This is a genomic window from Streptomyces sp. NPDC002076, from assembly GCF_053593835.1.
On sequence record NZ_JBSFDI010000033.1, the window covers coordinates 38,010 to 53,389 of the forward strand.

Annotated in this window: 13 protein-coding genes and 4 pseudogenes; 8 read left to right on the top strand and 9 right to left on the bottom strand. The window is 67.4% G+C overall.

All coding sequences use genetic code 11. The features are described 5' to 3' along the window. The first annotated feature begins 19 nt into the window (after positions 1 to 19). A complete protein-coding gene (locus ACWCQS_RS41690) occupies positions 20 to 472 on the top strand; it encodes a hypothetical protein (RefSeq protein ID WP_451009337.1) in 453 nt (150 codons plus the stop codon). Between the two features lie 299 nt (positions 473 to 771). Next, positions 772 to 1,308: a hypothetical protein gene (locus ACWCQS_RS41695; protein WP_451009338.1), complete on the top strand. Its 537-nt coding sequence runs from the start codon at positions 772 to 774 to the stop codon at positions 1,306 to 1,308. A gap of 30 nt (positions 1,309 to 1,338) precedes the next feature. Here ACWCQS_RS41695 and ACWCQS_RS41700 read toward each other — a convergent pair. Next, a pseudogene (locus ACWCQS_RS41700) lies at positions 1,339 to 2,284 on the bottom strand (winged helix-turn-helix domain-containing protein). A 154-nt stretch (positions 2,285 to 2,438) separates the two neighbouring features. Further along, positions 2,439 to 3,557: an FAD-dependent oxidoreductase gene (locus tag ACWCQS_RS41705; RefSeq protein WP_451009339.1), complete on the bottom strand. Its 1,119-nt coding sequence runs from the start codon at positions 3,555 to 3,557 to the stop codon at positions 2,439 to 2,441. A gap of 53 nt (positions 3,558 to 3,610) precedes the next feature. On the opposite strand from ACWCQS_RS41705, the gene ACWCQS_RS41710 reads away from it, so the two are divergent. After that, the gene (locus tag ACWCQS_RS41710) at positions 3,611 to 4,303 is read left to right on the top strand and encodes a TetR/AcrR family transcriptional regulator (protein ID WP_451009340.1); all 693 of its coding nucleotides are present in this window, start codon (positions 3,611 to 3,613) and stop codon (positions 4,301 to 4,303) included. A 101-nt stretch (positions 4,304 to 4,404) separates the two neighbouring features. Here the strand turns inward: ACWCQS_RS41710 and ACWCQS_RS41715 are convergent. Continuing rightward, positions 4,405 to 4,536 (bottom strand): annotated as a pseudogene (locus tag ACWCQS_RS41715) (transposase domain-containing protein); the annotation flags it as partial. Positions 4,537 to 5,620: 1,084 nt separating this feature from the next. Here ACWCQS_RS41715 and ACWCQS_RS41720 point away from each other — a divergent pair. After that, positions 5,621 to 5,934 (top strand): annotated as a pseudogene (locus ACWCQS_RS41720) (IS5-like element IS4811 family transposase); the annotation flags it as partial. 156 nt (positions 5,935 to 6,090) lie between these two features. On the opposite strand, the gene ACWCQS_RS41725 reads toward ACWCQS_RS41720, so the two are convergent. From ACWCQS_RS41725 to ACWCQS_RS41735, 3 genes and pseudogenes are all read right to left on the bottom strand, one after another. Then, the gene (locus ACWCQS_RS41725; protein ID WP_451009341.1) at positions 6,091 to 7,341 is read right to left on the bottom strand and encodes an MFS transporter; all 1,251 of its coding nucleotides are present in this window, start codon (positions 7,339 to 7,341) and stop codon (positions 6,091 to 6,093) included. 147 nt (positions 7,342 to 7,488) lie between these two features. Continuing rightward, entirely contained in the window at positions 7,489 to 8,316 is an 828-nt protein-coding gene (locus ACWCQS_RS41730; protein WP_451009380.1) for a maleylpyruvate isomerase family mycothiol-dependent enzyme, read from the bottom strand. A gap of 90 nt (positions 8,317 to 8,406) precedes the next feature. Further along, positions 8,407 to 8,676: pseudogene (locus ACWCQS_RS41735) on the bottom strand (IS701 family transposase); the annotation flags it as partial. A gap of 417 nt (positions 8,677 to 9,093) precedes the next feature. On the opposite strand from ACWCQS_RS41735, the gene ACWCQS_RS41740 reads away from it, so the two are divergent. Both ACWCQS_RS41740 and ACWCQS_RS41745 read left to right on the top strand, forming a co-directional pair. Continuing rightward, positions 9,094 to 9,348, top strand: coding sequence for a DUF6332 family protein (locus ACWCQS_RS41740; protein WP_451009342.1), 255 nt, complete (start codon positions 9,094 to 9,096; stop codon positions 9,346 to 9,348). 43 nt (positions 9,349 to 9,391) lie between these two features. Then, positions 9,392 to 10,191, top strand: a protein-coding gene (locus ACWCQS_RS41745) for an IS5 family transposase (protein WP_451009381.1) whose coding sequence is annotated in 2 segments (ribosomal slippage) — positions 9,392 to 9,740 and positions 9,740 to 10,191 — 801 coding nt in all. Because the reading frame shifts where the segments join, the coding sequence is not laid out codon by codon here. A gap of 1,199 nt (positions 10,192 to 11,390) precedes the next feature. On the opposite strand, the gene ACWCQS_RS41750 is transcribed toward ACWCQS_RS41745, so the two are convergent. Together ACWCQS_RS41750 and ACWCQS_RS41755 are read right to left on the bottom strand one after the other, a co-directional pair. Further along, complete coding sequence (locus tag ACWCQS_RS41750) at positions 11,391 to 12,236, bottom strand: hypothetical protein (RefSeq protein WP_451009343.1); 846 nt, start codon at positions 12,234 to 12,236, stop codon at positions 11,391 to 11,393. Between the two features lie 97 nt (positions 12,237 to 12,333). Next, positions 12,334 to 12,783 carry a peptidase inhibitor family I36 protein gene (locus ACWCQS_RS41755; RefSeq protein WP_451009344.1) on the bottom strand — a complete coding sequence of 150 codons (450 nt, stop codon included), beginning with the start codon at positions 12,781 to 12,783 and terminating at the stop codon, positions 12,334 to 12,336. A gap of 400 nt (positions 12,784 to 13,183) precedes the next feature. Between ACWCQS_RS41755 and ACWCQS_RS41760 the strand changes: the two genes are divergently transcribed. Further along, complete coding sequence (locus tag ACWCQS_RS41760; RefSeq protein WP_451009345.1) at positions 13,184 to 13,897, top strand: helix-turn-helix domain-containing protein; 714 nt, start codon at positions 13,184 to 13,186, stop codon at positions 13,895 to 13,897. A gap of 87 nt (positions 13,898 to 13,984) precedes the next feature. Beyond that, positions 13,985 to 14,773 (top strand): helix-turn-helix domain-containing protein, encoded by a 789-nt coding sequence (locus ACWCQS_RS41765; protein ID WP_451009346.1) that lies wholly within the window; start codon positions 13,985 to 13,987, stop codon positions 14,771 to 14,773. On the opposite strand, the gene ACWCQS_RS41770 is transcribed toward ACWCQS_RS41765, so the two are convergent. Then, positions 14,679 to 15,272, bottom strand: a complete 594-nt coding sequence (locus ACWCQS_RS41770; protein ID WP_451009347.1) for a transposase — start codon at positions 15,270 to 15,272, stop codon at positions 14,679 to 14,681. The genes ACWCQS_RS41765 and ACWCQS_RS41770 overlap by 95 nt on opposite strands. Positions 15,273 to 15,380 lie beyond the last annotated feature (108 nt).

A 15,380-nucleotide genomic window follows, 5' to 3' on the forward strand; every position in this document is an offset into this window, starting at 1 on the left:
CCCCGGCCATACCAGGGAGATGCCCAGCTCAGAGCCTTGTGCAACACCCTTTAGCGCCGCCGGGTTCATCGCCGGCGCCTCCCTGTACCGGCAGGCCGGTTGCCGGGTGCAGCTGGTGGTCCTGGCGGTGCGCGCGGCCGATTCCCGCCAGGGCACAGCCTCCCGCTACGCCGAGGTGAATGAGCTGGACGTGCCCGCTGAATTCACCACGGCCGCGGGGCACGACAGCCACTTCGCGGTCCTGCCCGAGGTGGTATCGGCGGCCCAGCAACTACGGAACAAGACCGCCCCCTACACCCCTGAGGAGGCCGCTCGGTTCTGGACTGTCCAGCGCTGGCTACATGGGGCGATGCCTGAGTACCTCGACTACCTCATCGCGATCGCCGGGCTGGCGTGCCCGATGATGCCGGCCCAGCAACCACGCCAGCCGCACACGCACGTGCCCACGGCCGCGCTGCCCATGCCGGCTTAGGGCCATTCGCTGGACCACCGGACCGTTGGGTGGCACCGCCCCTGGTCCTGGCGGCGGCGAGGAGCCCTCTGCCGCCCCGGCCGGGGCTGGTAGGCTCCCGCTGCCGATCATGAACATGACCATTCGGTGTATATGGAGACGGAGTGGGGCCCGTGCGAGCGATTCCGATGACTATGGCACTGGCGTGTCTACTGAGCGGGGCCGTACTCACCGGCTGCGCGGCTGGTGACGGCGGTGCTACGAAGTCCGCGGCCGACTTGCTTGACGAGGCCAACAGTACAATGCGCGCACTGCGTTCCGTGACCGTGGAGACGACCAACACCACGGCCCACGGCACGGTGGCGACCCGACTCAGCACTGATCTTAAGAGCCGATGCAGGACAAAGACCACCTGGGCCAAGAACGGCAGCCTCGAACAGATCCGGATCGGTGAGACCGACTACGTCCGTCCGGACGAGACATACCTCAAGAACTGGAGCGGCATGAAGATCGGCGGCCTTCGGCTGAAGCAGTGGGTGAAGGAACCCGCCGACGAGGCGCAGCCAGGCGACGGATTGACGGCGTGCACCTGGACGTTCGCCTCGTTCGGCAACGTGACGAAGGGCGAGGCAACCCGCCTAGGTGGCCGGGAGACGGTTGCGCTGCACGTTACAGATAAGACGGACAAAGAAGGAAAGTACACCTTCTATGTGGCCACTGAGGGTAAGCCGTACCTGCTGAGGACCGTCTACAGAGGCGGCGGAATCGTCACCACCACGTCCTTCAGCGCGTTTGACGAGCCGTTCAATGTCCAGCCTCCCTCGTCAGCAGGAGTGCTGGACGCAGAAGGACGTTAAGGGCTTGGGCGTGTCTCATTGATGGGCTGATTACTGCCACTGTTGGCGTGATGTCGTCAAGGTGTGGCCGGTCTCGGCGAGACATCCATCGATGAGGTGCGCGCCCTCCGCCAGGGCCTCCGCGAGCAGGCGATCCAGTCATGAGTGTCGATGAATGCCTGCAGCCGGGCGTCTTTGTGCACGTTCAGGTTGTCCCACATGAGTACGATCGGTGCGCCGAGCTGTTGGTGGGCGGCAGTCAGCAGGTCGCGGTATTCGGTCCAGGTGAAACTGCGTCTGCCGCCCCGCTTGTGATCGGCCTGCCGCTTGGGCCGGCACATCAGGCGTGAGCGCTCGCCCCGCTTGTAGCAGGCCAGCGCGGCGATGGCGAAGCGGCGCTGGGAGCGTCCTCGCACCCGGATGACGGGTGTGTGTCCGCGCCTGGCCCACGTGCGGACGGTGGGCGGCGCCATCGAGAAGCCGACTTCGCCGTCGAAGCACAGCCAGGCCCCGAGCGCCGCCACGGCATTTCCACCCGGGCAAGGTCTCCTTCACCCAGCCGCTCACCGCTTCCTCGTCGCGCTCGATCGCGCGTCGGGCAGGGGCCTGGAGGCTGAAGCCGTGCCGGTGCAGCATCTGCGCAATGGCCGACAGAGTCAGGCGCTTGTGGAACCGGCGGCCGGTCAGTGTCATGATCCGCGACAGCGTCCAGGTCTGGTCCGGCCACCCGTGCGCCACCGGCCCCTTGACAAGCTCCTGCACCTCGAACGGTGCCTCGCTCAGTCTGGGCCTGGATGCCGGCCCCTTCGACTCCGGCGCAGCCGTTCCGCCATGCTCCCACGCCTCGCGCCACCGCTGTATTGACCGCACGCTGACACGCAACTCCGGCCGCGGCATTGTCGTGTCCCAGAGCGAACAACCCGGCTGCCTGCGTCCGGATGTGCTCGCGAAACACCCGTCGCTCTGGGGTCAGCCCGCCCCCTTGCGCATACCTCAAGCAACCGGCCACCGCGACAACCACCGCTTGTCAGCCACGACATCACGCCAACAAGGTCGGTAAGGGTGGTTTTGCCCGAAGGGACCGCGGCGGTGCCGTACTTTCCTGTGAAACCGTGACGAGCTGTTGGTCCTGGTGCTCTCGCGCTTGGCAGTCAGGATGGCTGGACTTGGTCGAAGAGGGCGAGGGCTTCGGCGGGGTTCGGGCTCACCAGGCGTTCCAGACCGGCCGTCGTGATCTTCGCCCACCTGCCGGCCCGTGCCCACATCCGTTCCTCGAAGGCGCGGACGGCCTCGTCCAGGTCTCCGGGGCCGGTGGCGATGGACTCGGCGAGTTCGGCGCCATCCAGCATCGCGAGGTTCGCGCCCGCTCCCAATGGGGGCATCAGATGGGCGGCGTCGCCCAGTAGCGTCACCCCGAAGACGTGGGTCCAGGTGTGGGTCACGGGCAGGACGTAGAGGGGGCGGTGGACGAAAGCGGTGCCGTGGTGGAGGAGGTCGAGGACGGGAGCGGCCCAGCCGTCGAACAGAGCCAGCAGGCTCGATCGCACGGCGTCGACGTCGGCCAGGTCCAGATTCGTGTGCCAGTCCAGCGGAGCGCGGAACTGGGCGTACACCTTGACATGGCCGCCGCTGTTGCGTTGGGCGACGAGCTTTCGGTTCACGCCGTACACAGCCACGGAGCCGTCGCCGATCAACCGGGCGAGGTCGGGGTGGCGGGTGTCGACGTCGTGCAGGGAGGTCTCGACCGTGGTGACGCCGGTGTAGTGCGGCGTCACCGGCGAGACTGCCGGGCGGGTCCGGGACCAGGCGCCGTCCGCGCCGACTACGAGGTCGAACGTCTCCTGTCGCCCGTCCGCGAAATGGACGAGTACGCCGTCCCGGGTCCCCGGCACCACCTGTGTCACGCCCCGCCCCCACTGGACGTCGAGAGGGCCGAGCAGCAGGTCACGGAGTTGCCCGCGGTCGATCTCGGGATTGGCCCGGTCATCTGGACGGGGTCGCCAGTCGCGCAGGACGGTCCCGGCCGTGTCCAGGATGCGCATGGCCTGCCCCTCGGGACGGGACAGCGCCTGGAACTCCGCCAGCAGCCCCGCCTTGTCCAGCGCGAGCTGCCCCAGGCCTTCGTGCAGGTCGAGCGTGCCGCCCGGAGGGCGGGCGTCGGGCGCGGGATCGCGTTCGAGGACGTCCACGGGGTAGCCATGGCGGTGCAGGACACGGGCGAAGGTAAGGCCGCCAGGGCCGCCGCCGACAACGGCGATGCGATGTCTCATGCCGATACACTGTATTTCTCCAATACGATGCATCGCAACAGTACGATGTCACCATGACTGTGTGGGACCGGCCGGAGCCGCCGACTCGCCCCGTGCCGCTCGACCGGGAGCGGATCGTCGCCGCCGCCATCGCGCTGGCCGACGAAGGCGGGCTGGAGGCGGTGTCGTTGCGCAAGGTCGCCGCCCGGCTGAACGCCGGCCCGATGCGGCTGTACGGATACATCTCCACCAAGCAGGAGCTGTTCGACCTCATGGTGGACGAGGTCCAGGCCGAGATTCTCCCCGAGGCGCAGCCCCGTGACTGGCGGGAAGCGTTGCGCGTTCTCGCCCAGCGCACCAGGCAGGCCGCTCTCCGTCACGAATGGCTGGCCGACCTGCTCGGCGGCCGCCCGGCCCTGGGCCCGAACGGCCTCGCCGTGACCGAGGCCACGCTGGCCGCCCTCGACGGCCTCGCCGACGTCGACACCGTCATGCGCGCCGTGGAGACTGTCAGCGCCTACTTCACTGGCGCGATCAGGCGCGAGATCGCGAACCTGCGGGCCGAGCGCGCCACGGGCCTGTCCAAACGGGAATGGCAGCGCGCCTCCGGCCCGCATGTGACGAGAATGTTGGCCACGGGCCGCTTCCCTGCGCTGACCAAGGCCGTGTACGACGGCACGGACGTGGACGCCGAGGAATCCTTCACGACCGGCCTGGACTGGGTCCTCGATGCCGTGGCCGCCAAGCTCACCCGGCCGCCGGCGTGAGGCTCGGTTTTGTACTCGGTATCGGCAAACGAAGGCGGGCTCGCATGTGCCAGCGACGAGGGGCACGGGCGGGCCACGGGCACACTGTCCAGTCCCGCCGTGAGCTTGGCCCATACCGCCTTGTAGGAGGATCGCTCGAAGAAAGCGAGGGCCAGCACGAAGTACACCACAACGCGCGCCGGGAGCAGCCGCTGCGTGCGGACGCCGGTGTCTTCCAGGACCGCGTCGACCAACTCGGGTCGATGATCTCAGTCAACTCGCCCAGACGGCCAGGCGCGTAGACGTCCAGGGCTGTCGCGCCGGACCTGACGCTGACAGAATTCTGCGGCAACGGGACCTCCGGGACACTCGCAATGGCTTCGACACCACGCGAACCACCATGAGGTCCCGCCTTCTTGACAAGGCGCACACACCTTTGACGCACTGGCGTTGCACTCGATGGGACACGATCAGGCGGCGGGGGAAAGGCCACGGACGGTGTGCGGCCAGGCGGCCACAACGCGGGTTCCGTGGCCCTTGTCTCTCCCTGATCGGTCAGGAGCGGTGGGAAGCAGTCGGATCATCACAGACCCGGCCCCGATGCGGGGCGGGTTCGTCCCTCGGTGGTCGTCGCATGACGCTGCCCGGGGCCGAAGTTACGTGCTCCATTCGGGGGTATTGCCGTTACGGACCATGCGGTGGGGCGTTGGACGTGTATGAGCGGAAGTCATAAGCGGAAGCGGTCACGGTCGCGAGGGTTCGAGCAGGTGCAAGCGCAGCTGGCTCGTGCGGCTGCTGCGATGGCTGTGGGGAAGAAGTCGCGTCGGCGGGGAATGGAAGAAACGGTTCGCCCGGCGGGTGCAGAGCCGGACAACGGCCATGGCAAGGCGGCGCCGCCCGGCTTGAGCTGAGATCATCCGCCTGCCTTCTCGCCGTCTCACCAACGGCGGTCGTCGGCGGCTGCCCCGGTGAGGGGCCGGCCCTTGCCGAACCCGGCGAACGCGGCGAGGACGTCCCCGAGGTCTGCCTCGGCCCTCCCCTGCATGCGTTCCTACTCCCCGTCCTCAACGACTGGGGTGGGCGCCACCTCGCCTGCAGGCCGGCCAGTAGCCGCGGGAGACCTGGCGGAGGGCGGCGACGCCGGTCGCGGCCGGCTCCCTCCCCGGCCCTGCGCTGCCACATCCCGCGGCCCGCTCCGAACTGCCCGAGCCGTGCCGGCCTCCGGGGTCGCGCATGCCGCGCCTGCGGCATCGCGCAGCAGGCCGGCCCACGCCTCGTCGGATGCGCACAGACCCTCGGTGTCATCGGCCCACACGTACAGCCGACATGACCGACCGCGACGCGGCCAAGGAAGTGCCGTTCCGGCTGCGGCTGATGCACCCGAGATCACCATCGTCTGGGCCGACTCTGCCTACGCCGGGCAGTTCGTGACCTGGGCGAAGCAGCACCTCGGGCTGACCCTCAAAGCCGTCAGCAGGCCGAAGAACACTCCCGGGTTCGTCGTCCTGCCCCGCCGTTGGATGGTGCAGAGGCCGCTGGCGTGGATCATGCACGCGCGCCGTCATGCCGGTGACTGGGAACTGCTCGTCCAGCACTGTGAGTCGCTGATCACGCGGGCTGCGATCACCCTCATGACCAGGCACATCACCCGCCGAAGCACCGGACAACCGGCATCCCGCGAAACCGAACGGGACTGATCGTTATCAGGGACAGCGTCATCTCCTCGGCCCACACCCGCAGGACCAGCCTCTTACGCGGTCCAGCCACTGGCCCAGTGCCCATGGCCGCCCGTCTTCAATCACAGGTCACTACGTGGCGCTGACCCCATCGATTTCGGTGAGACGGTTGATGCGGTACACCTCCCGGACACAAAGATTGAGGACGACGGCAGCAGCGATCAACCCGGCGCATGCCAGCAGCACGCTCTGGCTGTCCCACGACCGGGCCGCGAGGGCGGTGATCAGATAGCCGAGAGGGATGGCGAGGCGCTCCCCTACACCGTTGAACGCGCTCATCCGGCCCTGTTCGCCTTGAGGCACGTGCTGTTGAAATGCGGTGCTCCAGGCAACGATCGCGACATCGAGTCCGATGCCGGCCAGCAAGGCGGTCACCAGCACAAGAGGGAGCGGCAAGCCGCAGGCCATAGCCGTCAAAGGGAACGCAAGAGCGCCTCCCGCCGTGACCGCGACCATGAGCAGCCGGTACGGTCTCCAGCGCAGGCACACCAAGGTCCCCGCCAGCAGGCCGGAGGCGAAAGCGGCCTGGACCAGGCCCCAGTCACGTGCACCCGCATACTGGCGAGCGGCGACGAGAGGGCCCAGAAGCTGGAAGCCTGCCAGCCACGCCGCGACGAGCACAGTCCCGGCAGCCGTATAGGTCCACAACCAGGTACGCGACCAAAAGCCCCTCCACCCCGCCTGCAGGTCCGCGAGAACGCCGGCGGGCCTGGTGAGCGGGGCGCCCAGGCGCAGACCGAGAAGCAGGACAGCCGCAGCGGCGAACGTGAACGCGTCCCAGGCCAGGGCCCATGACGCGCCACTGGCCGCGACGACGAATCCGCCAGCGACCGGGCCCAGGACCTTCACCGCATTGCTCGGCAGTCTGAGCAGTGCGTTGGCCTGCTGCAACTGCTCCGCTGGAACGATCTGCGCGATGGCCCCCCGCGTGGCAGGCACGATGAAAGAAGCTGCGGTACCCGAGAGGAATCCACACGCCGCGATCGACACCGTCGTCGCAAGTCCAGAGGCCACGATGACCGCCAGTGCCCCCTGCGCGCCGGCCGCCAGCAGATTACCGAGGAAGAGGACCCGGCTTCGGGACACGCGGTCCGCGAAGAGGCCGCCCACGAGAAGGAACACGATCGTGGGGATGGTGTTCGTGGCGAGGACCAGGCCAAGGGATCCGGCCCCTCCTCCTTGCTCGATGACGGAGTAAGCCAGCGCGAGAGGGGCCATGGCAGACCCGGTGGCTGAAATGAGATTGGCCAGCACGAACCGTCGGAAAGCCGCAACCCTCAACGGCGTGCTGATGACCGTCGGCGACTCGTCGGCAGTCTGCATGATCTCCCTCCTGCTCGGCGCAGCGAGCACCCTAAAGCAGCAGTGCACCGTGTCGAGCCCCCATCGACAGAGATGGCCGACAGCCGTCCATGCCGCGCTGGCACGGCGAAACTGCGGCTGACTACGGCGTCCGGCCTGTCAGCCGGGTCAGGGTGCGGTGAACAGGGTCGGGAAGCGAGAGGCCAGCCAGGGCCGGGGGCCCCAGGCGAGGACCTGCCCCTGGGCGATGGCACGCCAGGGATTCAGCCGACCGAGCGCGATGAGCAGGAAGGCGACGGGGTCGAGCAGGATGGTGCAGTCCGCGCGGTGTCGCATCGCACCCGGGGTAACCTGCACGGCCCCGTCGGCCAGGGCCACGCCGAATGTCTCGCCCCCGCGCAGCCGGATCCGGTAACGGGCCGTGAGCCCAGCCGTGGCTGACGGGTCCGCGACACGCGGCATGACCGAGAGCATGAATGGCATGCACAGCCCCACCCGTCCCCGGTCGACCATGTGCGGGCGTTTCAGGGCGCGGGCCAGGTCGTATCCATGGCCGAGCATGTGCGTGAGCAGATACGACGCCAGAACCGACCGGTTCATCGTGCCCAGGGGTGTGGCTGGTACCGGGCCGTGGGCGGCAGGGCGCGAGACAGCGTCCAGGAATGCCTCGGCCTGCTCCGCGATCATCGTCGCGAGTGGCTCCGCCCTACGTTCTGTGAAGACGGCGAGAGACTGTGCGTTGGCCTCGGCCAGGCTTTGGGGCGTTCCGTCGCCGTAGGGGCGCTCCCGGCCGGCCGCCAGGTCGGCCATCAGTTCGTTGGCTGTGGCCAGGTGGGCGGCGGCCTCGCCGACGGTCCATTTTGACCCCGGCACGGCAAGTGCCGTGTCGCTCGCGCTGCGCACCAGCGCGGCGATCTCCTCAGCAGTGGCACGAATCGCCTGCGCCAGCCCGTCGGGCAAGGGCCACGAGCCGTCCTGCCGTACCGTCGTGTGCACGCTGCTCGCTCCGCTCCCCACCCTGCCCGGCACGCCCCATGTGTCGGGGGCGGTGGTACCCAACCAGACCCGCGCCGCACCCGGCAAGCCCCTGCGGCCGTGAGCCCCGTTGCCGCAGCTTCCAGTTCTGCCGGGCAAGGCCATTGAACAGGTCGTGGACGAGACGGTCGATGCCCCTGCGGGTGACCACGGTGTCGTGCCGGGCGGTGGCCATGACGTGGAAGAGCACGAATCGCCTGCGCCAACGCGGACCGCCAGCCTTAACTGAAACCCATAGGCGGCATCGGCTGTCACCCAGCGAATCGGGATCTCGTCCAGGACCGAGCGGTTGGTGCACGCCTTCGCTGGCGCCGGGCTGGTGCGCTGCCTGTACCGGTCACCGTGCTACAACGTGGGGGGTAGGCGTAGCCGACCGGGTGGCCCTCCGCGTAGGCGAGGATGCTCACAAACCCGTGTCCGGTGCCGTGTCCAAGCAACCGCTCACCGAAGACACTAACGGTGTAGTTCGGCAGGCAGAGAAGCGGGGCGCGCACAGCGGCGCACGCGTCGAGCAGATCACGCGGACCGGATGGAGCGTTGTAGCGGTGCGGAGGCCGATGGGGGTGCCATGTTGCTCGCGAACGGCTGCTTCGAGTTCCTCATCGATGGGCACGGTCGCCTCGCGCCTCATCTTGGTATTGAGAAGTCATCTCAATTGGCAAGTGGGCCTCAGCAGGTGAGAGTCAGGTGCTGTTCGGCCCAGGCGCCATGGCTTGACCGTGATGTGAGACTTGCAGCATGGACATGGGGCGTGAGTCGCGGTGGGAAAAGGACGCAATGACGGTAGAGATCGTTTTCGCCCTGGTGACTGCCGTCGCGCTGGCTGCGGCGGTCTTCGCCGTCGCTCTGGCTCTCGCACTAGCCTTTGGCATCTCTGGTTCAGCGGAGAAGGGTGTGTTGGTGGGGGGTGCGCTGCTCGGAGCGGCGGCCGGAGTGTGGCGTCTGGTACGAGTGCTGCGTCGGTTCGACGCCCAGCGCCGAAGAGGCCACTGACTGCGGGCCTTCTCCTCCAGGTCGGTAGCCTGCCGACGTGGGGATCGTTCAGCGGCTGGTGCCGGATGAGTTGTGGGAGTTGTTCCAGCGGGTGGTTCCGGAGGCGCCGTCGCGGCCGCAGGGTGGGGGCCGGCGCCGCCACGGTGACCGGGAGGTCCTGGCCGCGATCGTGTTCGTGGCCACGTCGGGCTGCACGTGGCAGCAGTTGCCGTCCGCGTCGTTCGGGCCCTCGGGAGCGACGGCCCACCGGCGATTCGCCGAGTGGTCGAAGGCCCGGGTGTGGGCGAAGCTGCACCGCCTGGTGCTCGACGAGCTCGGCTCTCGCGGAGAGCTGGACTGGTCGCGCTGCGCGATCGACTCCGTGAACATGCGGGCCCTGAAAAGGGGGAACTGACGGGTCCGAATCCTGTCGACCGCGGCAAGTACGGCTCGAAGATCCACTTGATCACCGAGCGCACCGGACTGCCTCTTTCTGTGGGGATCTCCGGCGCGAATCTGCACGATAGCCAGGCACTCGAACCGCTCGTACGGGGGATCCCGCCCATCCGCTCCCGTCGCGGACCACGCCGGCGACGTCCGGCCAAGCTGCACGCCGACAAGGGCTACGACCACGATCACCTGCGGCGATGGTTACGCACACGCGGCATCCGGCACCGCATCGCCCGTAAAGGCATCGAGTCTTCCGAGCGGCTCGGCCGTCACCGCTGGACCATCGAACGCACCATGGCCTGGCTCGCCGGATGCCGCCGACTGCACCGTCGCTACGAACGCAAAGCCAGCCACTTCTTGGCCTTCACCAGCATTGCCTGCACCCACATCTGCTACCGCCGACTCACCAAATGAGATGACCTCTGAAGTAGCGCAGATAGGGAGCACCTTGGCCGTCGTGCAGGGGGCAGTCGAAGTCCAAGGCCAGAGCGCTGGAGAAGCGCAGTCCGCAGCGAGGTGAGGATGAGCCTGACCAGCCGACCCGCCGCGTCGGGCCAGCGGTCCAGGTTGCCGGGCGACTCGACCTGGGTCATGACGTACTCGGGGAGGCGGCGGTCGACTTGTTCGGGGACCGGAGGGACGTAGCCGACGTAGAAGGCCGCAGTGCTGGGCAGCGTTTCCTCGCAGCCGTACTGCCGGATGTTCTGGAAGAACAGGTTGAGCGCACCGATCCGCGTCTTCTTCATGCCGTACCCGCACGGCTGTGCCATCACATGGGCGAGGTAGTGCTCCAGCAGCGGCCGGTCGACCTCCGCGAGCGCAGCGACGCCGGCGAACGTGAGGAAAGCCGCCGAAGCAGCTGAGCGCGTCGACCCCGGCGCGGGCCGCGCCGATGCTCAGCCCGGACGTCAGCCGCAGCCTGGTCCATCGTTCGCCCAGCTCACAGAGTCAGGGCTGGGAGATGCGGTCGAACCGTAGCCGAGCGGGCGGGCAGGGACGCCCGACCGGCGTGGTGATGCCGGGCAGCTTGTGGAGCCGGCACACATCCCTGGGTACGCGATCTCACCAACTTCCGGGTTCTGGCACGACGCGCGCGAGGCCGGTGGTCACCTTGGCGCATATCTGCCGCGACTCCTCGCACGCCTTCGGGTAGTCCCGGTAAACGTCCCTGGCCGTCGTAGGGTCCGACTCGCCGGAACCGTTGGGCAGGTATGGCCCAATCCGATGGGCAGCACCGTGAGCACGCCAGGGTCCGGGGTGAGGACCACCAGCGCGCAGGAGAGCGCGAGTCGGGCGGGAGGGGCAGAGATGCGGCGGAGCCTGAGACGGTACCGTGCCGGTCGGGCGCATCCGGGGTCCAGAGCCAACCGGAGGAGCTCACCGCTGGCCACCGTGTGGCAGTTGGACTCCGTGTCCGGCGGCCCCCCTCGCGATCCAGCCATGCGGCTCGTTCGCATAGATCGGCACATAGATCGGCGGGAATCCACGTCCCCTGGCGCAATCTCAAGATCTCGTTCCGCTCCTGGCCTGGAAAGCCCGTGGTGGCCCCGCAGGCTTCCCCTGCTGTCCGCTGGCACCTACGTCAGCCGCCAACCGGCCGTTGGCGCCGGCGGTCAATTCGCGTACTGCGGCATCAGCGTGCGGATGCGCGCGGCGTCCTTGTCGAGCGCTCGCTTGACTGCGGCGAATGTCGATTCCGAGTTGTCAAGTGCCTTTCGCTGGTATGCAGACTCGATCGTGAACTCGATCTCGACCAGACGGTTCCGCGCCTTGCAGGCGACGTCGGCTCTCGCGACGCCGATCTCCAGCGTGGTTGGCTTGGACTGTTCACCCGACCAGCGGACGTCCTTGGCGGCGTCAATGGGATTGGCATAGCGATAGCCGTATGCTTTCAAACACGCCGACCACCGTGCGAAGACGGCCTTGACCCGAGGGTCCCGCTGGGTCGCCTCGAAGGCGTCCCTCGTCTTCCGTGCCATCGACGCACCCGGACCACCCGTCTGCTGTGCATCGCTGCCGTATACGATCGCGTCGGCCCGAGTGGAACAGGCCGCTAGTCTTTTTCGCTCCGAGGCAGTGAATGTCGACAGCGACTTCGGGCGCGACACTCCCAGCGTCCGGGGGCTGAGATGGTAACCGTAGGCGCGGGCGAGTTGCGGATCACTGATGCCGTAACGCCGGGACGCGAACTCGCGGCTGATCGCCACGGACTCCTGTATCTGCCGTTTGATACGTTCCGGACCAGGGGCGAGAATTCCCAGGCACCTGTTCCTGATCACGGCGTAGAGGACTGACTGCTCCGCTTGCTGCGTGGGGCTGAGTTGGTAGGCGTCGAACGGCATTCGGTTCACATTCGTGGCAGCGGCGCCGGTATCGGTTGTGAGCACAGGGGCTGACGGCTTCGTCTCCGAACAGCCGCCCGCTGCCGCTGCTGCAGTCAGCGCCAGCAGCAGCGCCACTGCCTTGGTCCACCGTGGGGTCACACCTATTCCCTTCCGTTGCCGGCGGTGGCGGGGGCCACAGGGCGCGTGGCCCCCGCCTTGGTCACATGGCCGGTCAGGTGCAGTTGTTCACGTTGATCGACGCCTCGTTGTTGCGCAGATAGCTGTTGAGGTTCCCGGCGTGGCCCGGGTGGAGCCAGTTGTTGTTCAGCGTGTTGTCGGCGTGGGGGCCGGTGAAGCCGGGCGAGATCCAGGTCGTCACGTTGCAGTTGGTGGTGTTGTTGCCCATCGAGGCAGCGTTGTTGCGGACGGCCTGGCCGTTGCTGAACGTATAGCCGCTGAGATTTGAGTAACTGGTGCCGCTGGGCCTCCAGCTACCTCCGGTGAGGCCGGGGCTGTAGAAGAGGCACATGTACGTCCCGCAGGACTGGGAGAAGCTGGACCACGTGTCGATGTTCGCAGCCTGCGCGGCAGGGGCCAGCCCCACACCCAGGCCGCCGACGCACACGGCGGCAGCGGCGGCCGCTACCGCGCGCCTGCTTATGGAGCCCATCAGCTCAGCCATTCGGTTTCCTTCCCTCGTTTCCCTGTCGGACGACATCCAGTCGGCAACCGTAAGGCGACCGGAGCCGCCGGGCGCCCGCACTCCTTTGCGGGGCGCGCCGCCGCCGGAGCGCGGCTGTGGGCAGGAGCCTGACCGACGAGCGAGAGGTCTTGCAGACCCACCCGTCAGTCGGAGACTTCCCGGGAAATCCCCAGCGGTGACGTGCAGAATCCCAGCCAGCAGGGAAGGCATCCCGGGACGCTCAAAGAGGACCGGGTGCCGCATGTCCATGTCCGAATTGGATCTGGACGCCGGTCCGCGGCGGCATGTTCCATGTGAGTGGTGTGGCTAGGGGGCGGCCGGCACCTCTTCTGCGAACGAGTCCCCCGCCAAGGGGAGCTGGTGCTGTCGTGGAAGCAACATGAGGTGGAAGGAACTGCCGCGAGCACTCGGCGAGGATGAGTGCCAGCTGGTGGCGGAGTTACGGCGCTTGAAGGACAAGAGTGGGCTGAGCCTGAAGTCGCTCCAGGCGAAGACACCTTTCAGCACTTCGTCGTGGGAACGGTATCTGAACGGAAAAGTGTTGCCGCCAACCGCTGCCGTCGAAGCTCTGGCAAAACTGGTCGGTGAGGACCCGGCTCCATTGCTGGCATTGCGTCACGCGGCCGGAATCAAGGATCCGTCCGTCCGAGATTCGGGCGACGGCAGTGCGAAACGACAAGGCGGTGAAGCCAGAATTCGGGTGGGGGCACTGACCGTGTCCGGAGCCGCCTTGCTGTTGTCGGCGGTGACCTCCGTTCTATTGATAGTGGATGCCCACACTGGAGCCTCTGAAAAGTCAGAAGGCGTCACCGGGGTGGGGAAGTACACATGTAGGTACACCCGGCGCGGCGACATGCTGTACGCAGGAAACAGTGACACCACGTCGCAGCTCGTCATGCGCAACAACACGGGTCGGGCAGCCGCGGAAGTGCAGTGCCTGCTCCTGCGTCACAGGCTGTCGCCCGGTGATATCGACGGATACTTCGGCGAGCACACAGAAACGGAAGTCAAGCAGCTCCAGCATCAAGATCACGTGCCTGTCGACGGGATTGTCGGCGAGCAGACTTGGGGGCTGTTACGTCATGTGGACTGAGGTGCGGTGAATACGAGGAGTCGAGGGAACGGCAGTGCACTGAATTCGAACTGGCAGAGGCCGCCACAGACGCTGCCCGACGCATGTGTGCGCCTTGTTGCCGAGTTGCGCATACTGAAAGACCGCACCCCCGTCACCCTGGCCGAACTGGCAACGGCCACAGCCATCAGCAAATCGTCGTGGGAAAGATACCTCAACGGCAAGCAGTTTCCTCCGCTGCATGCGGTGAGGGCGCTGTGCCGGGCGACGGGTGAGGACGAGGCCCGACTTGACCAGCAGTGGGAGGCGGCAGATGCGGCGTGGGGACGACGCGGACACGGTTCCGCCGACCGTCATCTCCAACCGTCCGCGAATCCTGTCGAGGCCTCCGTGGCTCGGTTCCCACGCCAACTGCTCCTGGCCGCATCTGGTTTGATCGACAGGCGTCCCAGGATCGCTGCTGCCGCAGTCTTCCTACTGTGCGCCATGATGCTGGTGCCCGCCGCTGTCATTCATGCCTCCAGCACGTCAAGCCCAGCACCGGCCACCCACCCGCCCGTTTGCCGACTGGGGACCTGCGAGGGCCGCAACCCGCGCACCACGGCCTGCGAGGATCCGATGACCCTGGCGAAACACACGGCTGCTGACGGCACCCGACTGGAGATCCGCGCCAGTCCAACGTGCCGAGCCGGCTGGATCCGCGCCTGGCCCACCCATCCCGGCTTCCGCATCGAAATCACCGGCCCTCAAGCGCACACGCAGAGTGTCGTGAGCACCGGCCGACCAGTGGATCAACAGCTGATCACGACGACCATGATTGCCGCACCTCGGCCTTCGAGCCTGCGCGCGTGTTATTACCCTGCAAACAACAGTCCTGGCCGGGAGTGCTTCGAGTAGGGCGCCGGCACCATCGTTGCATGGTGCGCAAGGACAGGCGTGGGACTGGAAAGTCGCGGACCGGGCGGTTGCGGTGCCGAAGGCGGTGGTGGATCCCTCGCCGTACCGGTTGTTGTGGGCGCCGAACGGCCACGAGCTGCCAGTGAGCGAACAGGCCCGGATCCTCTAGGTGCCCACGAGGCCGCGACGTCGCAGTATCTGGCGAAGCTTCAGTCGGTCGCGCTGGTGACCAGGCGGCGGGAAGGCACGCGGAACTGACCAAGGACAAGTCCGCCTGCCCGCGGCGGGCGGACTCGACGATCACGGTCTCCATAACGGCGGCGAGCACCCCGGCCGGGCGCCACTGGGCGAACCGGTCGGTGAGCCAGGGGCCGAACACCTCCCGCACGTCCCGCCACGGGCTTTGGCTGCGGAACCGCAAGATGATCCCGTCCATCGGGTCGCGCAGGTTCTCCGAACAGGGTCCGCACTGCCCGGTCGTCTGGTGAGGGCTGATCAACTACAAGTTTGCATCGCTCAGCACGTCGCGGCACACGGGCCTTTTATCAGTTCGAGCCGAGTTGCCGGAAGCGACCACTGGGACCGAGCTCTCGAATTCGTATTACGA